Here is a 20530-nt window from a genome sequence, read left to right as displayed (position 1 = left end):
AGGTCGCGACGGACCTGTCGCGCCCGGCTTGCGCAAGCGCCGGCAGGTCCGTTCCGTCGCTTGCGCGTTACGTCATCGTCCCTTTCTTCAATGCATCGATGCACGGAATTCCGGCGCGGCGTTTCGGCCGCAGGAATTTCGGCACCGCGCTCGGCCGCCCGACGCCGGCCTGGCTGTGTTCGACCTTCGGCTTGAACGCGGCCGTCTTCGCCTTGCGCGGGATCCGGCAACCGCCTGCCGGCAGATCGGCGTACGGATCGTCGTCCGCGGCGGTGGCGGCTGGCAGTGCGGGCGCCGTCGATGCGACCAGCATCGGCGCGAACGGCAACGCGCGCATCCGTTCGCCGGTCAGCACGAATGCGCCGTTCGCGACCGCCGGCGCGATCGGCGGCACGCCGGCTTCGCTCAGGCCGGTCGGATGCGCGTCCGACGGCACGAAGAACACGTCCACCGGCGCCGCCTCCTGCATCCGTATCGGCGGATAGTCGGCGAAGCCGGCGTTGCGGACCGCGCCGTGGTCGACGTCGATCGCGAAACCAGGCTTCGTCGTCGCGAGGCCGAACAGCGCACCGCCCTGGATCTGCGCTTCGGCGCCGGTCGGGTTCACGATGCGCCCGGCATGCACGCCGGCCGTCACGCGGTGCACACGCGGCCTTTGCGCTTCCACCGACACCTCGGTCACATACGCGACGACCGTGCCGGCCGTTTCGTGCATCGCGACACCCCATGCGTGCCCGGCCGGCAGCGTGCGCGTGCCGTAACCCGACTTGTCGACGGCGAGCGCGAGCGCGTCGCGATGGCGCGCATGCTCCGGGCCGGACAGCCGCGCCATCCTGTATGCGACCGGGTCCTGGCGCGCCGCGTGGGCGAGCTCGTCGACGAGCGTCTCCATCACGAACGCCGTATGCGTATGGCCGGCCGAGCGCCATGACTGGACCGGCACGTCGACATCCGGCTGATGGACCGACACCTGCATCGGGAATCCGTACGGACTGTTCGCGACGCCGTCTGTCAGGTCGGGATCGGTGCCGGCTTTGCGGATCGTCGTGCGTTCGAGCGGCGAGCCTTTCAGTATCGACTGGCCGACGACGACGTGCTGCCAGTCCGTCACCGCGCCGCTGCCGTCGACGCCGATGTCGACGCGATGCAGCACCATCGGGCGGTAGTAGCCGCCGCGCAGGTCGTCTTCGCGCGACCAGATCGTCTTGACCGGGCCCAGATGGCCGGCTGCGAGATACGCGGCCGATACGCGGGCCGCTTCGACCACGTAGTCCGACGTCGGTGTCGAGCGGCGCCCGTAGTCGCCGCCCGACGTCATCGTGAAGATCTGCACCTTCTCCGGTGCGACGCCGAGCGCTTTCGCCACCGCCGCGCGATCGGTCGTCTGCATCGACGAGCCGCCCCAGATCTTGATGCCGCACGCGCAGCTCGGCGGCCCGACGTCGACCGTGCAGCTGAGCGGCTCCATCGGCGCGTGTGCGAGATACGGGAATTCGTAGTCCTTCCGGATGCGTGTCGCCGCCGTCGGCGCGTTGCCGGTATCGGCCGTGCGCACGACGGTGCCCGGCGTGCCGGCGAGCTGCCTGTACGCCTGCATCTGCTCGGCGGACGACACGGTCGAGCCGGTGTCCTTCCACGTGACCTGCAGCGCGTCGCGGCCGAGCTTGGCCGGCCAGTAGCCGGTTGCGATTACCGCAACGCCGGTGCCGCCGCGATCGGTCGGGATCTCGACGACCTCGACGACACCCTTGACGGCTCGCGCGGCCGCCGCGTTGTAGCTCGCGACCTGTCCGCCGAAGCGCGGCGGACGCGCGACCACGGCCACCATCATGTCGGGCAACCGCCAGTCCATCCCGTACTTCAGCGTGCCGTCGAGCATCGCGCGTGCGTCCACGCGTGGCGTCGGTTTGCCGATGAGGCGGAACTGGTCGGGCGACTTCAGCGGCACGTGCCGCGGCACCGGCATCGCCATCGCGTCCGGCGCAAGCTCGCCGTAGGTCGCGCGATGACTGCCCGACGTCACGATCCCGTCCTGCGTCCTGCAGGTGGCCGGGTCGACGTTCCAGCGCCGGGCGGCTGCCGCGACGAGCATCGCGCGCGCGGATGCGCCGAGTTCGCGGTATTGCATGAACGAATGGTTGATCGACGTCGAACCGCCCGTCATCTGGATACCGGTCACCGGATCCTTGTACGGCTCGCCGGCCGGCGCGAGCACGGTGCGCACGTTGCGCCAGTCGGCGTCGAGTTCGTCGGCCAGCGCCATCGGCAGTGCCGTGCTCACGCCCTGGCCGGCTTCGCTCCGGTTGACGGCGACGGTGACGGTATTGTCCGGTGCAATGATCAGGAATGCTTGAGGCGGCGAAGTGCGAAGCGCGGTGCCGGCTTCGGCACGGGCGCGCAGCGGCGGGACGCCGAGTGCGAGACAGCCGCTCGCAGCGATCGTGAGCTTCAGGAAGCCGCGCCGGCCGGGCATCGGAGCAGCGGCTCCGGTGACGGACGTGACGTCGGCGTGACGGTCGTCGGTGCGTGCCGGGCGCCCGGCGGTGCGAATGCGCATGTTCGTAGTCTCCCGGCAGGCTCAGGCAAGCGCCCTGGCCGCATCGTGAATCGCGGCACGGATGCGTTGGTAAGTGGCGCAACGGCACAGATTGCCGGCCATCGCGCTGTCGATGTCGGCATCGCTCGGCGCCTTGTTGCCGCGCAGCAGCCCGGCCGCGCTCATCATCTGGCCGCTCTGGCAGTAGCCGCATTGCGCGACGTCGTGCCGGACCCACGCGTCGAGGACGGCCTTGCCGACTGCATCGTCGGCGAGGTGTTCGGACGTCGTGATGCGCGCGTTTCCGACCGACGACAGCGCCAGCGTGCAGCTGCGCACCGGTCGTCCATCGACGTGCACGGTGCACGCGCCGCAGTCTCCTGTCCCGCAACCGAACTTGGTGCCGGTCAACCCCAGGTTGTCGCGCAGCACCCAGAGCACCGGCGTCGACGGATCGGCGTCGACTTCCGCCGGCCGGTTGTTGATGTTCAACGTCACCATCGTGAAGTTCTCCCGTGGACACCTCGTTATTACCGGCAACGACTAAACCGCAATGCGGCGGATCTGAATCAATTAAAGCAGATTCACGAAATGCCGAGCTGATTAAAACCGGAATGTTTTGCGTTTTTTAACGATCCGTGTCAATTAGTTAAAATATGAAATTTACATCTCGTATACGAATCATGAAATATTGACGAAAGATTGTTGAGTTTTGACAAGATCTTTGCCGGTCCGTGGAAAACGTTTGCGAGTCGTGCCTATATTTGACTCGCGATCATTCGGGGAAGGCGCATGGATCGAATGACGGCTATTGATGCATCACGCAGCGGAACAATCGAAATGAGATTGTTCCGTTAGTGAACTGGATGTTCGTATACAGGAGGATCGCCCAGACGGGCGGGCGACTGAGGCCGGAATGCCGTTTGATGCAGATAAACAGACGCGTGGCAAGCGAAAGCACCAGCGGCGATTCCGATTGGAGCGGGACAGCGAATTCCAATTAGAGAAAAAATTACCGAACGAGGGCGGAAAAGTAAAAAATGCCGATTAAATAATTCTCATTGATTGATTCTCGCCAGTTTTTAATCCAGCAATTCGTTCGGGATTGGCGGCGGGGTATTTTTCAAAAAAATCGAATAACGCATTCAGGTATTTTCCTTTGCATTCGAGTGTGCAAAAGGAATGGCTCGGTGTCGTCGATTCTCTTTATGGGAAGGTGTGATTATGCGTATGCGCATCGGTTCGAACAAAAAACGCGCGGAAGCACGTCCGAAATTCCTCGTCCCGACCGGCATGCTGGTTGCGCTGGTCGGCGCGGGCGTCATTCCCGCCGACGCGCTGGCGGCGTGCAGCGGTACCTCCACCGTCACCTGTACCGGTGCGACCACGAACTATGCGAACGGCACGAACAGCCTGAACGTGACGGTTGCCCAGGGCGCGACCGTTTCCGTGTTCCCATTGGTGGGCGGCACCGCCATGTCGCTGACGGGTAGCGGCGTGACGTTGACGAACAACGGCACGATCGATCCGTCGCTCGGCGGGCTGAGCGTCGTGTCCAACGGCACGGTGGTCGGCAATGTCGCATCCGCGAGTACCGTCAACGTCACGAACGCGAGCACCGGCGTGATGATGGGCTCGACGAGTTCGCTGCTCAACGGCCCCGCATTGACCGTATACAACGGCATCGGCGGGACGACGAACGTCACGAACGCCGGCACCATCGGCACGACGGGCATTCTCGGCTTCGGCGCTGGCCCCACCGCGCAGGTGGTCACCACGTCGGGCGGCGCGCAGGTCAACTTCACCAACGCGAGCGGCGGCACGATCAACGGTTCGGTGGTGCTCGCGCCCAGCGGCACGCCGGGCGCAGGCAATACGTTCACGAACGCCGGCACCGTCACGGGCAACGTGTCGCTGGGCGCAGCCCTCGGCACGTCGAACACGTTCAATGCGCTGACCGGGTCGTCGGTCGGGCTTGGTGTCGACGCCGGGCTGGGCGGCAACAACACGCTGAACCTGCAGCTGAACACGGCCGCCGGCGGTGCGACGAACGGCGCCATCGCGGTCGATACGTACGGCAATTTCAACAACCTCGCCGTGCAGGGCGGCACGTGGGACATCACCGGCGCATCGACCGCGACGAACGCGTCGCTGACCGGCGGCACCGCGATCGTCCATGGCGCCGGTGCGCTGGGCATCGGCACGATCGTGGGCGGTGGCGGCACGCTCGAGGCCGGCACGGCCGGCGTGAACCTGCTCAACAACGTGACGCTGACCGGCGGCCTGACGGTGGACGGTGCCAACGGGCTCGCATTGTCGGGTGCCATCGGCGGCAGCGGCCCGCTGAACGTGAGCGGCACCGGCGCGCTGACGCTGAACGGCGCCAATTCGTTCACGGGCGGAACGAATCTGACGGGCGGCGGCGGAATCGTCGCCGGTACCGCCACGGCGCTCGGCACGGGCGCGCTGAACGTGAGCGGCGCGGGCGGCACGCTCGGCACCAGCGTCGGCGGCACGCTGCTCGGCAACGCGGTGAACATCGACACCGGCGTCACCCTCGGCCTGAACGGTTCGGCCAACCTCGGTCTGGGCGGTGCGATCGCAGGCAATGGCGGCCTCGCGCAAACCGGCACGGGGACGACGACGCTGTTCGGCGCGAACACGTTCTCGGGCGGCACGACGCTGAGCGGCGGCGGACTGATCGCCGGGAGCGGCGCGGCGCTCGGCACGGGCGCGCTGCATGTGACCGGTGCGGGCGGCTCGCTGGCGACGAACGTGGGCGGCACGCTGCTCGGCAATGCGGTGAATCTCGATGCAGGGGCCACGCTCGGCCTGAACGGCGCGGCCGCCCTGAGCCTGGGCGGTGCGATCGGCGGGAGCGGCGGCCTCGCGCAATCCGGTGCCGGCACGACGACGCTGCTCGGCGCGAACACGTTCTCGGGCGGCACCGCGCTGAGCGGCGGCGGGCTGATCGCCGGCAACGGCGCGGCGCTCGGCACGGGGGCATTGAACGTATCCGGTACCGGCGGCACGCTCGCGACGAGCGCGAGCGGCACGGTGCTCGGCAATGCGGTCAGTCTTGGCGCGGGCGCAACGCTGGGCCTGAACGGCTCGGCCGACCTGAGCCTCGGCGGCGCGATCGGCGGCAATGGCAGTCTCGCGCAAATCGGCGCGGGCACGACCACGTTGCTCGGCGCGAACACGTTTACGGGCGGCACGACCCTCGGCAGCGGCGGGCTCGTCGCCGGCAATGCCGCGGCATTGGGCACGGGGGCGCTGAACGTGATCGGCACGGGCGGCACGCTCGCGACGAACGCGAGCGGCACGGTGCTCGGCAATGCGGTGAACCTTGGCGCCGGCGCGACCCTCGGGTTGAACGGCGCGGCCGATCTCGGCCTGTCCGGCACGATTGCCGGCGCGGGCGCGCTCGCCCTTGGCGGCACCGGCGCGACGACGCTGTCCGGCGCGAACACGTTTACCGGCGGCGCGAGCCTGACGGGCGGCGGCAGCCTGATCGTCGAAGGCGGCAGCGCGCTCGGTGTCGGCGGCGCGTTGAACGTGAGCGGCCTCGGCGGTTCGCTGAGCACGGATCTGGCCGCCGGCGCGTCACTGGCGAACACGATCGGCCTGAACGGCGCGTCGCTGACGCTGAACGGCGCGAACGCTCTCGATCTGAGCGGCGCAATCGGCGGCACCGGCGGCCTCGTGTTGAGCGGCACGGGCACGACGACGCTGTCGGGCGCGAACACCTTCGGCGGCGGCACGACGCTGAGCGCCGGCACGCTGCTGGCCGGCAGCAATACGGCACTCGGCACCGGTGCGCTGAACGTCGCGGGCGCAGGCGGCGCACTCGGCGCGGCTGTGAGCGGCACGACGTTGAGCAACGCGGTGAACCTGGGCGCGGGCGCGACGCTCTCGTTGAGCGGCGCGAACGATCTCGGGCTGGGCGGCGTGATCAGCGGCGACGGCGGCCTCGCGCAGACGGGGACGGGCATCACGACGCTGCTCGGTGCGAATACGTACACCGGCGGCACGACGTTGAGCGGCGGCGGGCTCCTTGCCGGCACCGGCAGCGCGCTCGGCACGGGCGCGCTGAACGTGACCGGCGCAGGCGGCTCGCTTGGCACGACCGTCGGCGGCACGGTGCTCGGCAATGCGATCCAGCTCGACGCAGGCGCGGCGCTGACGGTCGGGAATGCGAACGACATCGGGCTGGGCGGGATCATCTCGGGTGCCGGCGGGCTGTCGGTGACGGGCCCGGGCACGACGACGCTCACCGCGGCCGAGACGTTTACCGGCGGCACGACGATCGGTAGCGGTACGCTGGCGATCGGCGCGGGCGGCAGCCTTGCCGCGTCGAGCCCGGTGAACCTGACCGGCGCCGGCGCGCAGTTCAATATCGCCGGCGCGACCACGCCGCAGTCGATCGGCACGCTGTCGGGCGTCGCGGGTTCGACGATCGATCTCGGTGCGAACAACCTGACGCTGGCCGGCAGCGGCAACGGCGTCTTCGCGGGCAACATCGGCGGCGCGGGCGGGCTGACGCTCGCCGGAACCGGCACGGAGGCGCTGACCGGCAACAACACGTATGCCGGCGGCACGGCGCTGACGGGCGGCAGCCTGCTCGTCGGCAGCGCCGCGGCGCTCGGCACCGGCGCACTCGACGTGAACGGTTCGGCCTCGCTCGGCGCGAGCGTGCCCGGCGTGACACTCGGCAATGCCGTGAACCTCGGTACCGGCGTCACGCTCGGATTGAACGGTGCGACCGATCTCGGCCTGAGCGGCACGATCGCCGGAGACGGCGGCCTCGCGCAGACGGGCACCGGCACGACGACGCTGCTCGGCGCGAACACGTACACGGGCGGCACGACGCTGAGCGCCGGCGGCCTGATCGTCGGCAGCGGCGCGGCGCTGGGTACGGGCGCGCTGAACGTGACGGGGGCAGGCGGCACGTTCGCGACGAACGTGGGCGGCACGCTCGTCGGCAATGCCGTGAACCTCGGCGCAGGCGCAACGCTCGGCCTGAACGGCGCAGCCGACCTGAGCCTGGGCGGCGTGATCTCCGGCGACGGCGGCGTTGCGCAGACCGGCACCGGCACGACGACGCTGCTCGGCGCGAACACGTACACGGGCGGTACGACGCTGAGCGGCGGCGGGCTGATCGCCGGCAACGGTTCGGCGCTCGGCACGGGTGTGCTGAACGTCGCGGGCGCGGGCGGCTCGCTCGGCACGAGCGTCGGCGGCACGGTGCTCGGCAACGCGGTGAATCTCGGCACGGGCGCGACGCTGACGGTTGGCGGTGCGAACGATCTGGGTCTGGCCGGGGCGATTTCCGGCGGCGGCAATCTGTCGGTGAACGGCCCGTCGACGACGACGCTGACCGGCGTGAGCTCGTACACGGGCGCCACGACGATCGGCAATGGCAGTACGCTCGCGGTCGGGGCGGGCGGCAGCCTGTCGGGCGGCAGCCTCGTCGATCTCGCCGGCGCGGGCGCGACGCTCGACCTGAGCGCGGCCACTTCGCCGCAGTCGACCGGCGGCCTGGTCGGCGCAGCCGGCTCGGCGGTGAACCTGGGCGGCAACACGCTGACGCTTGGAGGCTCGGTCAGCGGCACGTTCGGCGGCACGATTGGCGGCGCGGGCGGCCTGACGATGTCGGGCACCGGCACGGAGACGCTGACCGGCGCGAACACGTATACCGGCGGCACGACGATCAACAGCGGCACGCTGGCGATCGGCGGCGGCGGCAGCCTGTCGGCGAACGGTGCGGTCAACCTTGCCGGTGCGGGTGCGACGTTCGACCTGAGCGGCGCGACATTGCCGCAGACGACGGCCGCGCTGTCGGGCGTCGCCGGTTCGACGGTGAACCTCGGCGGCAACAGCCTCACACTGGGCGGCACGGGCAGCGGCACGTACGACGGCACCATCGCCGGCGCGGGCGGCAGCCTGACGTTGTCCGGTACGGGCACCGAAACGCTGAACGGCGCGAACACGTACACGGGCGGCACGAGCCTGACGGGGGGCGGCACGCTGATCGCGGGCAATGGATCGGCGCTCGGCACGGGCGCGCTGACCACGAGCGGCGCGGGCGGCTCGCTGGCCGCGAGCATCGCCGGCACGACGCTCGGCAACGCAGTGAATCTCGGCGCGGGCTCGACGCTGACGCTTGGCGGCACGAACGACCTCGGCCTGAGTGGAATCGTCTCGGGCGGCGGCAGTCTCGCGCAAACCGGCAGCGGTACGACGGCGCTGACCGGTGCGAACACGTACACGGGCGGCACGACGCTGAATGCCGGTGGGCTGTCGGTCGGCAACAACGCGGCGCTCGGCACGGGCGCGCTCAGCGTAACCGGCGCGGGTGGCACGCTCAGCGCGAGTACGGCGAACCTGCTGCTCGCGAATGCGGTCGACCTCGGCACCGGTTCGGCGCTGAATCTCGGCGGCGCGTTCGACTTCGGCCTGAACGGCATCATTTCCGGTGCAGGCGGCATCGTGCAATCGGGCACCGGCACGACCACGCTCGGCGGCGCGAACACGTACGGCGGCGGAACGACGCTGAACAGCGGCGGACTGAGCGTCGGCAGCAACAGCGCCCTCGGTACCGGCGCGCTGAACGTGACCGGCAACGGCACGCTGAGCGCCAGCGTGAACGGCACGACGCTCGGCAACGCGGTCACGCTGGGCGGGGGCGCGACGCTCGGGTTGAACGGCGCGAACGATCTCGGCCTGAGCGGCACGATTTCCGGCAGCGGCAGCCTCGCGCAGACGGGCACCGGCACGACGACGCTCACCGGCACGAACACGTACGACGGCGGCACAACGCTCAGCGGGGGCGGGCTCATCGCCGGCAACGGCAGCGCACTGGGCACCGGCGCGCTGAACGTCACCGGCACCGGCGGCTCGCTCGGCACGAACGTCGCGGGCACGACGCTCGGCAATGCCGTGAATCTCGGCGCGGGATCGACGCTGACGGTGGGTGGTGCGAACGATATTGGCCTGGGCGGCGGGATCTCCGGCAGCGGCGGCCTGTCGATCAGCGGCCCGTCGACGACCACGCTCACGGGCACGAACACCTACACCGGCAATACGACGATCGGCGGCGGCAGTACGCTGGCGGTCGGCGCGGGCGGCAGCCTGTCGTCGGGCAGCGCGCTCGATCTCGCGGGTACCGGCGCAACGCTCGACATCAGTGCAGCGACTTCGCCGCAAACGAGCGGCATGCTGTCCGGCGTATCGGGCACGAACGTGAATCTCGGCGGCAACACGCTGACGCTGGCCGGCTCCGGCAACGGCAGTTATGCCGGCACGATCGGCGGCACGGGCGGGCTGACGATGTCGGGCACGGGGACGGAAACGCTGACGGGAACCAACACGTACACCGGCGCGACGACGATCAACAGCGGCACGCTGGCGATCGGCGCAGGCGGCAGCCTGTCGGCGAGCAGCCCGGTGAATCTCGCGGGTGCGGGGGCGACCTTCGACGTGAGCGGCGCGACCACGCCGCAGACGACCGGCACGCTGTCGGGTGTCGCGGGTTCGACGGTGAACCTTGGGGGCAACAACCTGACGCTGGGCGGGTCGGGCAGCGGCACATACGGCGGCACGATTGCCGGCACGGGCGGCAGCCTGACGCTGTCGGGTACCGGCACCGAAACGCTGACGGGTAACAACACATACACGGGCGGCACGAGCCTGACGGGCGGCGGCACACTGATCGCGGGAAGCGGCTCCGCACTCGGCACCGGTGCGCTGACCACGAGCGGCGCGGGCGGCACGCTCGGCACCAGCGTAGCAGGCACGACGCTGACCAACGCGATCGATCTCGGCGCGGGTTCGACGCTGACGGTCGGCGGCGCGAACAATCTCGGCCTGGGCGGCACGATTTCGGGCAGCGGCAACGTGGCGGTGAACGGTCCGTCGACGACGACGCTCACCGGCACGAACACCTACACCGGCAACACGACGATCGGCGGCGGCAGCACGCTGGCGGTCGGCGCGGGCGGCACGCTGTCGTCGGGCAGCGCGATCGATCTGGCCGGTGCGGGCGCGACGCTGGACGTGAGCGCGGCCACGACGCCGCAGGCGACCGGCACGCTGTCGGGTACAGCCGGTTCGACGGTGAACCTGGGCGGCAATACGCTGACGCTCGGCGGTTCGGGTAACGGCACGTTCGGCGGTACCGTCGGCGGCACGGGCGGACTGACGCTGTCGGGCACCGGCACGGAAACGCTGACGGGGGCGAACACGTATACCGGCGCGACGACGATCAACAGCGGCACGCTGGCAATCGGCGCAGGCGGCAGCCTGTCGGCGAGCAGCCCGGTGAATCTGGCGGGTGCGGGCGCGACCTTCGACGTGAGCGGCGCGACCACGCCGCAGACGACCGGCACGCTGTCGGGTGTCGCGGGTTCGACGGTGAACCTCGGCGGCAACAATCTGACGCTGGGCGGCACGGGCAACGGCACGTACGGCGGCACGATCGCCGGCACGGGCGGCAGCCTGACGCTGTCGGGCACGGGTACGGAAACGCTGACGGGCAACAACACGTACACGGGCGGCACGAGCCTGAGCGGAGGCGGCACGCTGATCGCGGGGAGCAATACGGCGCTGGGCACGGGCGCGCTCAACACGAGCGGCGCAGGCGGCACGCTGGCCGCGAGCACGCCGGGCACGACGTTGACCAATGCGGTGAATCTCGGCAGCGGCTCGACGCTGACGGTTGGCGGTACGAACGATCTCGGCCTCGGCGGTGCGATCTCCGGCAGCGGCAATCTGGCGGTCAACGGGCCGGCAACGACAACGCTCACCGGCACGAACACCTACACGGGCAGCACGACGATCGGCGGCGGCAGCACGCTGGCGGTCGGTGCGGGCGGCACGCTGTCGTCGGGCAGCACGATCGACTTGTCCGGCACGGGCGCGACGCTCGACCTGAGCGCGGCCACGTCGCCGCAGACGACCGGTGCATTGTCGGGCGGCACGGGCACCAACGTGAACCTCGGCGGCAATACGCTGACGCTCGGTGGCGCGGCCAGCGGCACGTATGGAGGCGTGATTGGCGGGACGGGCGGGCTGACGCTGTCGGGCACCGGCACGGAGACGCTGACGGGCGCCAATACATACACCGGCGCGACGACGATCAACAGCGGCACGCTGGCGATCAGCGGCAACGGCAGCCTGTCGGCGAGCAGCCCGGTCAACCTGACGGCGTCCGGCGCGACACTCGACCTGAGCGGCGCGGCGTCGCCGCAATCGACGGGCGCAATCTCGGGCGTGGCGGGCTCGACCGTGAACCTCGGGAACAACAACCTGACGCTCGGCGGCTCGGGCAGCGGCACCTATGCGGGCAACATCGCCGGCACCGGCGGCGTGACGATGTCGGGCACGGGGACGGAAACGCTCACGGGCGCCAACACGTACACCGGCGCGACGACGATCAACAGCGGCACGCTCGCGATCGGCGCGGGCGGCAGCCTGTCCGCGACGACGCCGGTCAGCCTGACGGGTGCGGGCGCAACCTTCGACCTGAGCGGCGCGACCACGCCGCAGACGACCGGCACGTTGTCGGGCGTCGCCGGTTCGACGGTGAACCTGGGCGGCAACAACCTGACGCTGGGCGGCACCGGCAGCGGTACCTATGACGGCACGATCGCAGGCACGGGCGGTAGCCTGACGTTGTCCGGCACGGGCACCGAGACGTTGACCGGGACGAACACGTACACGGGCGGTACGAGCCTGACGGGCGGCGGCACGCTGATCGCGGGCAACGGATCGGCACTTGGCACGGGCGCGCTGACCACGAGCGGCGCGGGCGGCACGCTCGGCACCAGCGTGGCCGGCACGACGCTGAACAACGCGGTGGATCTCGGCGCGGGTTCGACGCTGACAGTGGGTGGTGCGAACAATCTGGGCCTCGGTGGCGCGATCACCGGCAGCGGCAACCTGGCGGTGAACGGCCCGTCGACGACGACGCTTTCCGGCACGAACACGTACACCGGGAACACGACGATCGGCAACGGCAGCACGCTGGCGGTCGGCGCGGGTGGCAGCCTGTCGGCGGGCAGCGCAGTCGATCTGGCCGGTGCCGGTGCAACGCTCGATCTGAGCGCCGCGACGGCGCCGCAGTCGACGGGTGCGTTGTCGGGCGTCGTCGGTTCGACCGTGAACCTCGGCGGCAATGCGTTGACGCTCGGCGGCACGGGCAGCGGCACATACGGCGGCACGATTGCCGGCACGGGCGGCAGCCTGACGCTGTCGGGTACCGGCACCGAAACGCTGACGGGTAACAACACATACACGGGCGGCACGAGCCTGACGGGCGGCGGCACACTGATCGCGGGAAGCGGCTCCGCACTCGGCACCGGTGCGCTGACCACGAGCGGCGCGGGCGGCACGCTCGGCACCAGCGTAGCAGGCACGACGCTGACCAACGCGATCGATCTCGGCGCGGGTTCGACGCTGACGGTCGGCGGCGCGAACAATCTCGGCCTGGGCGGCACGATTTCGGGCAGCGGCAACGTGGCGGTGAACGGTCCGTCGACGACGACGCTCACCGGCACGAACACCTACACCGGCAACACGACGATCGGCGGCGGCAGCACGCTGGCGGTCGGCGCGGGCGGCACGCTGTCGTCGGGCAGCGCGATCGATCTGGCCGGTGCGGGCGCGACGCTGGACGTGAGCGCGGCCACGACGCCGCAGGCGACCGGCACGCTGTCGGGTACAGCCGGTTCGACGGTGAACCTGGGCGGCAATACGCTGACGCTCGGCGGTTCGGGTAACGGCACGTTCGGCGGTACCGTCGGCGGCACGGGCGGGCTGACGCTGTCGGGCACGGGGACGGAAACGCTGACGGGCGCCAATACATACACCGGCGCGACGACGATCAACAGCGGCACGCTGGCAATCGGCGCAGGCGGCAGCCTGTCGGCGAGCAGCCCGGTGAATCTGGCCGGTGCGGGGGCGACCTTCGACGTGAGCGGCGCGACCACGCCGCAGACGACCGGCACGCTGTCGGGTGTCGCCGGTGCGACGGTGAATCTCGGCGGCAACAACCTGACGCTGGGCGGCACGGGCAACGGCACGTACGGCGGCACGATCGCCGGCGCGGGCGGCAGCCTGACGCTGTCGGGCACGGGTACGGAAACGCTGACGGGCAACAACACGTACACGGGTGGCACGAGCCTGAGCGGCGGCGGCACGCTGATCGCGGGGAGCAATACGGCGCTGGGCACGGGCGCGCTCAACACGAGCGGCGCAGGCGGCACGCTGGCCGCAAGCACGCCGGGCACGACGCTGACCAACGCGGTGAATCTCGGCAGCGGCTCGACGCTGACGGTTGGCGGTACGAACGACCTCGGCCTTGGCGGTGCGATCTCCGGCAGCGGCACGCTCGCGTTCAGCGGCCCGGCGACGACGACGCTTTCCGGTGCCAACACCTACACCGGCGGGACCAGCGTCACGGGCGGCGGCACGCTGATCGCCGGCACGCCGACGGCACTCGGCAGCGGCACGCTGAGCGTCGGCGGCAGCGGCGGCACGCTCGGGACGAGCGTGGCCGGCACGACGCTCGGCAATGCGGTGAACCTCGGCACGGGCTCGACGCTGACGGTCGGTGGCGCGAACAACCTTGGCCTGGGCGGCCCGATCTCGGGTGGCGGCAATCTGGCGGTGAACGGCCCGTCGACGACGACACTGACCGGTGCGAACACGTACACCGGCGGCACGACGATCGGCACCGGCAGCACGCTGGCGGTCGGCGGCAATGGCAGCCTGTCGGCCGGCAGTGCGCTGACGCTGGCCGGCAATGGCGCCACGCTCGACGTCAGCGGTGCGACGACGCCGCAGACGGCGAGCGCGTTGTCCGGTGCGGCCGGTTCCATCGTGAACCTGGGCGGCGGCACGCTGACCGTGGCCGGCCCGGCGGGTGGCACGTTCGGCGGCACGATCGCCGGCACCGGCGGTTTCGCGGTGCAGGGCGGCGGCACGCAGACGCTGACCGGCGCCAACACGTACACCGGCGGCACGACGATCGGCAGCGGCAGCACGCTTGCGCTGTCCGGCGCAGGCAGTCTCGCGCCGACGAGCCCGATGGTCCTCGCGGGCAGCGGCGCGACGTTGAACCTCGCGGGCTCCGCCGCGCCGCAGTCGATCGGCTCGCTGTCGGGCACGACGGGCTCGAACGTGAACCTCGGCAGCACGCCGCTGACGGTGAACACCGCGGGCACGAGCACGTTCGCAGGTACGTTGTCGGGCACCGGCCCGCTGACGCTTGCCGGTACGGGCGCGCAACTGTTGAGCGGCACGAACACGCTGTCCGGGCCGACGAACGTGACCGGCGGCACGCTCGCCGTCACGGGTTCGCTGGCCAGCTCGCCGGTGACGGTGGGCAACGGCGCGACCGTCACCGGAACCGGCACGATCGGCGGCCTCACGGTGGCGGGCGGCGGCACCGCATCGGTGTTGCAGCCCGGCCAACCGCTGAAGGTGGCAGGCAATGCGACGTTCCAGCCGGGCTCGACGCTGCAGGTCGGCGCCACGCCTCAACAAAGCGGCGGCCTCGACGTCAGCGGCTCGGCCGCGCTCAACGGCGGGACGGTGCAGGTCGTCGCGGCGAGCGGGCAATACCAGCCGGGCAAGCTCTACACGATCGTGAATGCAGGCGCGGGCGTGCAAGGGCAATTCAGCGCGGTGAACTCGACGTATGCATTCCTCACGCCAACGCTCCAGTACGACCCGTCGCATGTGTTGTTGTCGCTCGCGCCGAACGGCACGCCGTTCGCATCGGTTGCGACGACGCCTGACGGCCAGGCGGTGGCAGGCGCGGTCGGCACGCTCGGCGCAGGCAACCCGCTGTTCGACACGGTACTGACAGCCGATGCGCCGACCGCGAATCGCGCGTTCACGCAGTTGGCCGGCGATCTGTATCCGAGCACGCGCAGCGTGCTGCTGTCGGACAGCCGTTACGTGCGTGACGCAGTGCTCGATCGCGCACGCCTCGGCTCGCAACCGGGCGGTGCGTTGTGCGGCTGCGAGGCGCCCGTGTCGGCGGACGATCATGCGGCGTCGCTCGACCGGCGGCTTGCGTCGGAGAATGGCTGCACGCCGGCGAAGTCGTTCAAGCCGGCGGTGTGGGGCCGCATCTACGGTGCGCACAGCCGGTTCGACGGCGACGACGTCGCGTCGATCGATCGCAACCTGTACGGCTTCGTCGTCGGTACGGACGCGGAAGTCAGCAGCCACTGGCGCATCGGTATCGCGGGCGGCGCGTCGCGCAGCCAGCTCAATACCGACCAGAACGAATCGGCGAAGGTGAACGGCGAGACGATCGCGCTGTATGCCAGCGGCCGATACGACGCGTGGAACGTGCGCGGCGGCCTGGCGCAGTCGTGGTACCGCGTGCACAGCGAGCGCAATCCGTCGTTCGGCGGCTTCTCGGATCACGACACCGCCAGCTACGACGCGAACGCGACGCAGGTGTTCACCGAGATCGGCTATTCCACCGCGATCCGCAACGTTGCGCTCGAGCCGTTCGTCGGCCTCGCCTACGCGAGCGTGCATACCGGCGGCTTCAAGGAGAACGGTGGCGCGGCCGCGCTGCAGGGCGAATCGAACACGAGCGGGCTCGGCTTCTCGACGCTCGGCGTGCGGGCTTCGACCGATGTGGCGATCACGACGAAGGGCAAGGTCACCGCGTATGGCACGGTCGGCTGGCGGCATGCGTTCGGCAATACGCAGCCGGGTTCGACGCTGTCGTTCGCGAGCGGCGGCTCGCCGTTCAGCGTCGTCGGCGTGCCGGTCGCGCGGGATGCCGCGGTGCTCGAGATCGGCGTCGATGCGGCCGTGACGAAGAACCTGTCGGTCGGGCTGTCGTATAGCGGCCAGGTTGGCGGCAACGTCAGCGACCACGCGCTGTACGGCAACCTGCTGTGGAAGTTCTGAGCGCGGGCCGGCCGCTTGCGATGCGGTTTTCGTGAGCGGCCGGTTTGTTGATCGATGGCACGGTAGTCGATCGATCCGTTCGTCACACGCGTTTCGTGATCCGAAGCGATCGAGGCGGCGCGTTTCAATTGATGCCGGGCATTACGCGCGAGCAGGTTTCTGCCACCGTTCCCGCGCAATTTTCATATCGATCGATTCGTTCGTTGCGGCCGCCGCATTCCCGGGCGGCCGCGAACGCGCAACGTACGTCAATCCGGCGCCACCGCCGTCGATTCCCGCACCACGAGCTCCGGCGCGCCGATCGTATGCACGGCCGCGGCCGGCTCGACGCCGTCGATCATGTCGAGCGTCAGTGCGATCGCTCGCGCGGCGATCTGCGACGTCGGGAACCGCACCGTCGTCAGCGCGGGGCGGAACTGGTGCGCGAGCTGGATGTCGGTCATGCCGACCACCGACAGATCGGCAGGCACGCGCAGCCCGAGGTCGGCCGCGGCCTGCATCGCGCCGATCGCCATCAGGTCGTTGGTTGCGAACAGTGCGGTGAGGCCACGCTTCGCCCGCAACAGCGCGGCGGCCGCTTCGTAGCCGCCTTCGATCGAATCGTGCGTCGACACCGTCGTCAGCGCCTTCGCCGGATGGCCGCGTGCCGCGAGTTCGTCGGCGAACCCGCGCAGCCGAACCGACTGCGGGCCGCCCGAGCCTTTGCCGACGAGCGCGCCGAACCTGCGATGCCGCAGCCCGGAGAGGTGCGCGGCGGCCAGCGCGCCCGCGGCCGCGAAATCGACGGTGACGCACGGCAGCGTGCGCGACGCATGCACGTGTTCCCACATGCACAGCACGATCGATGCGCCATGGCGCGCGATGTCGGCGAGTTCGGTTTCCGTGAGATCCGTGTTCATCACGATCGCGCCGGCGGCGAGCGTGCCGGCGATGCGCTCGAGGTAGTTGCGCGTGATCGCGGGATCGTCGTCGGTATTGGACACCAGCAGGTAATGGCCGCGCTTGCGCGCCTCGCGCTCGGCGGCCAGCACGAATTCCGGGTAGAACGGGTTGGTGATGTTCGACAGCATCAACGCGAGCGTGGACGTGCGGCCCTCGGCGAGCGCCCGCGCGGTCAGGTTCGGCCGATAGCCGAGCTCGCGGATCGCCGCCATCACGCGCTCGACGGTCGCCGGCTTCACCTTCTGCGGATTGCGCAGCACGTTCGAGACCGTCGCCGCGGTGACGTTCGCGCGCTGCGCGACTTGCGCGAGCGTCACCATGCACGGCCTCGGCACGGGCGGGCAAGGCTGCACGACGGCAGCGAAGCGGGGGAATGTCTGCTCATATTCTGGGAGTGCGTCCCACAAGTTGCACAGGGACAGCCGATACGCTAATTTCTCGACACATCAGATCAAGGAGACGACATGGTACGGCGAACCGGGGCAATTGCACCATCAAAATTTAAGCGTTTAAATTTTGTGACCCGAAGCGCCTGACCAGGAGAGGAGAGCGCGATGACCGCCATTTCATTGAAGGACGTCTCGAAGCGCTACGGCGAGCACGCGCCGGTGCTGCGCGACGTGAACCTCGAGATCGCATCGCATGAATTCTGCGTGTTTCTCGGTCCGTCGGGCTGCGGCAAGTCCACGTTGCTGCGGATGATCGCCGGGCTCGAGGACGTGACCGAAGGCGAGCTGCGGATCGGCGGCGCGCGCATGAACGACACGCCGCCCGCCGAGCGCGGCGTCGCGATGGTGTTCCAGAGCTATGCGCTGTTTCCGCACATGACCGTGTTCGACAACATCGGTTTCGGCTTGCGCATCGCCGGCACGCCGAAGGACGAGATCCGGCGCCGCGTGACCGAGGCCGCGCGCGTGCTGCAGCTCGAAGCGCTGCTCGATCGCAAGCCGAAGGCGTTGTCGGGCGGCCAGCGGCAGCGCGTCGCGATCGGCCGCGCGATCGTGCGCGAGCCGCGCGTGTTCCTGTTCGACGAGCCGCTGTCGAATCTCGACGCGACGCTGCGCGGTCAGACACGCGTCGAAATCGCGCGGCTGCACGCGCGCTTCACGCAGTCGAGCTCGGTCTACGTCACGCACGACCAGATCGAGGCGATGACGCTGGCCGACCGCATCGTGCTGCTGCACGCGGGCGACGACGTCGCGCGCTTCGGCAGCATCGCGCAGGCCGGTGCGCCGCTCGAGCTGTATCACCGGCCGGCCAACCGCTTCGTCGCCGGCTTCATCGGCTCGCCGAGGATGAACTTCCTGCCGGCCGTCGTCGAAGCGGGCGATGCGCACGGCTGCCGACTGCGGCTGGACGGCACCGGCGAAACGGTGACGCTGCGCGATCGCCCGTTGCCGCGCGACGTCGGCAGCGGCGCGCGCGTGACGCTCGGGATTCGTCCCGAGCATCTGACGGTTGCGGCGTCGGGCGATGCCGAGCATCCGGCGATCGTCCGCGACATCGTGCTCGTCGAGCAGCTCGGCGAAGCCGCCTACGTGCATCTCGACCAGCCCGGCGGCATGCCGCTGCTCGCGAAGCTGCCGGGTCAGGCCGCGTTGCGGCGCGGCGAGCGCCATGCGTTTCGCGTGCCGCCGTCGCGCTGTCACCTGTTCGACGAGGCCGGCATCGCGTTGCCGGCCATCCACGCCGAAGCGGCGTTCGCATAGCGGCGCAACGCCGACTTGCCGCGCGACGCGGCACCCATCACACCAATACCAGGAGACAACGATGAGACTTCGTGCGAGCCGACTGCTGCTTGCGTTGACCATTGCCGCCGCGTTCACCGCGCAGACGGCCGATGCGGGCACGCTCAAGGTGAACGTCGCCGCGCGCGGCAACCAGCGCGCGACGTGGCAAGCGGTGTTCGACCAGTTCCACAAGGCGAATCCCGACGTCGACCTGAAGATCAGCTACGTCGGCGAGGAAGCGTACAAGGTGCAGATGTCCGGCTGGCTCGCGACCGATCCGCCCGACGTGCTGAGCTGGAACAACGGCGAGCGGCTCGCGTATTTCGCGAAGCGCGGGCTGATCGAGGACCTCAGCGCGGACTGGCAGAAGAACGGCTGGAACGACACGTATGCGGCCGTCAGGCAGTCGTCGACCTACGGCGGCAAGCTTTACAGTTTGCCGCTCGGCTATGACGCCTACGGGTTGTTCTACCGCAAGGACCTGTTCGAGAAGGCCGGCATTCACGGCGAGGCGACCGACTGGCCGCAGTTCCTGGATGCGTGCCGCAAGCTGAAGGCGGCCGGCATCGCGCCGATCGCGGTGGCCGCGCGCGATGCGTGGACGCTGGCCGCGTGGTTCGACTACCTCGACTTGCGGATCAACGGCTACGCATTCCACCAGAAGCTGATGGCCGGCGACGTCGCGTATACCGATCCGCGCGTGAGGGCCGTGTACGCGGCCTGGAAGAAGCTGATCGACGACAAGTATTTCATCGACAACGCGTTGTCCTACGACGTCGATTCGCTCAGTCCGCTGATCGTCAACGGCCAGGCCGCGATGACGCTGATGGGCACCTGGTATTCGGCCGGCCTGCTGAGCGCGACGCGCAACCCGATCAGCTTCTTCCGCTTTCCGGTGATCGACGCATCGGTGCCGCTTGCCGAGGATGGCCCGGTCAACGTGATGATCGTGCCGGCGAAGGCGCACAACAAGGCGGATGCACGGCGCCTGCTCGCGTTCATGGGGCAACCGGCGGTCAACGGCGAATTCGCGAAGGGGATGGGGCAACTGCCGTCGAACAACAAGGCGCCCGAGCCCCAGGACCCGATCTCGAAGATCGGCTTCCGCACGCTCGCGACGACGCCGGGCGGCATCGCGCAGTTCTACGACCGCGACATGACGAAGGAAATGGCGGACGAAGGGATGAAGGCGATGCAGCAGTTCCTGTCCGACCCGACGCAGCTCGATGCGATCCTGCCGCGGCTCGAGCAGACGCGCAAGCGCATCTATCGGAAGTGATGTACCGCGCGCCGGGGCGGCGACAACGCCGGTCCGGCGCGTCGGCGTCGCCGTCGCGCCCGTTTCGTCAGTCTCGTCCGTCACGTCTGTTTCGTCGAAGGT

At 69.6% G+C, this 20530-nt stretch carries 6 protein-coding genes; 3 read left to right on the top strand and 3 right to left on the bottom strand.

The features are described from left to right. Nucleotides 1-67 precede the first annotated feature (67 nt). A complete protein-coding gene (locus WS51_RS28940; RefSeq protein ID WP_069230252.1) occupies nt 68-2557 on the bottom strand; it encodes a xanthine dehydrogenase family protein molybdopterin-binding subunit in 2490 nt (829 codons plus the stop codon). 21 nt (nt 2558-2578) lie between these two features. Further along, on the bottom strand, nt 2579-3037 hold the full coding sequence (locus WS51_RS28935) for a (2Fe-2S)-binding protein (protein WP_059543280.1): 459 nt from the start codon (nt 3035-3037) through the stop codon (nt 2579-2581). Nucleotides 3038-3760: 723 nt separating this feature from the next. Between WS51_RS28935 and WS51_RS28930 the strand changes: the two genes are divergently transcribed. Continuing rightward, nucleotides 3761-16477, top strand: a complete 12717-nt coding sequence (locus WS51_RS28930) for an autotransporter-associated beta strand repeat-containing protein (RefSeq protein ID WP_069230251.1) — start codon at nt 3761-3763, stop codon at nt 16475-16477. 248 nt (nt 16478-16725) lie between these two features. Here the strand turns inward: WS51_RS28930 and WS51_RS28925 are convergent, their stop codons facing one another. Next, nucleotides 16726-17739: a LacI family DNA-binding transcriptional regulator gene (locus tag WS51_RS28925; protein ID WP_059502419.1), complete on the bottom strand. Its 1014-nt coding sequence runs from the start codon at nt 17737-17739 to the stop codon at nt 16726-16728. A 234-nt stretch (nt 17740-17973) separates the two neighbouring features. Here WS51_RS28925 and WS51_RS28920 point away from each other — a divergent pair, with 234 nt between their 5' ends. Beyond that, nucleotides 17974-19128 (top strand): ABC transporter ATP-binding protein, encoded by a 1155-nt coding sequence (locus tag WS51_RS28920; protein ID WP_059541637.1) that lies wholly within the window; start codon nt 17974-17976, stop codon nt 19126-19128. Nucleotides 19129-19189: 61 nt separating this feature from the next. Continuing rightward, nucleotides 19190-20428, top strand: coding sequence for an ABC transporter substrate-binding protein (locus tag WS51_RS28915; protein ID WP_059541639.1), 1239 nt, complete (start codon nt 19190-19192; stop codon nt 20426-20428). Nucleotides 20429-20530 lie beyond the last annotated feature (102 nt).

The sequence above is a fragment of the Burkholderia territorii genome, assembly GCF_001718335.1.
Taxonomy (GTDB): domain Bacteria; phylum Pseudomonadota; class Gammaproteobacteria; order Burkholderiales; family Burkholderiaceae; genus Burkholderia; species Burkholderia territorii.
The sequence above is the reverse complement of the archived record's forward strand: the minus strand, read 5'-3'. Positions and strand labels throughout refer to the sequence as shown.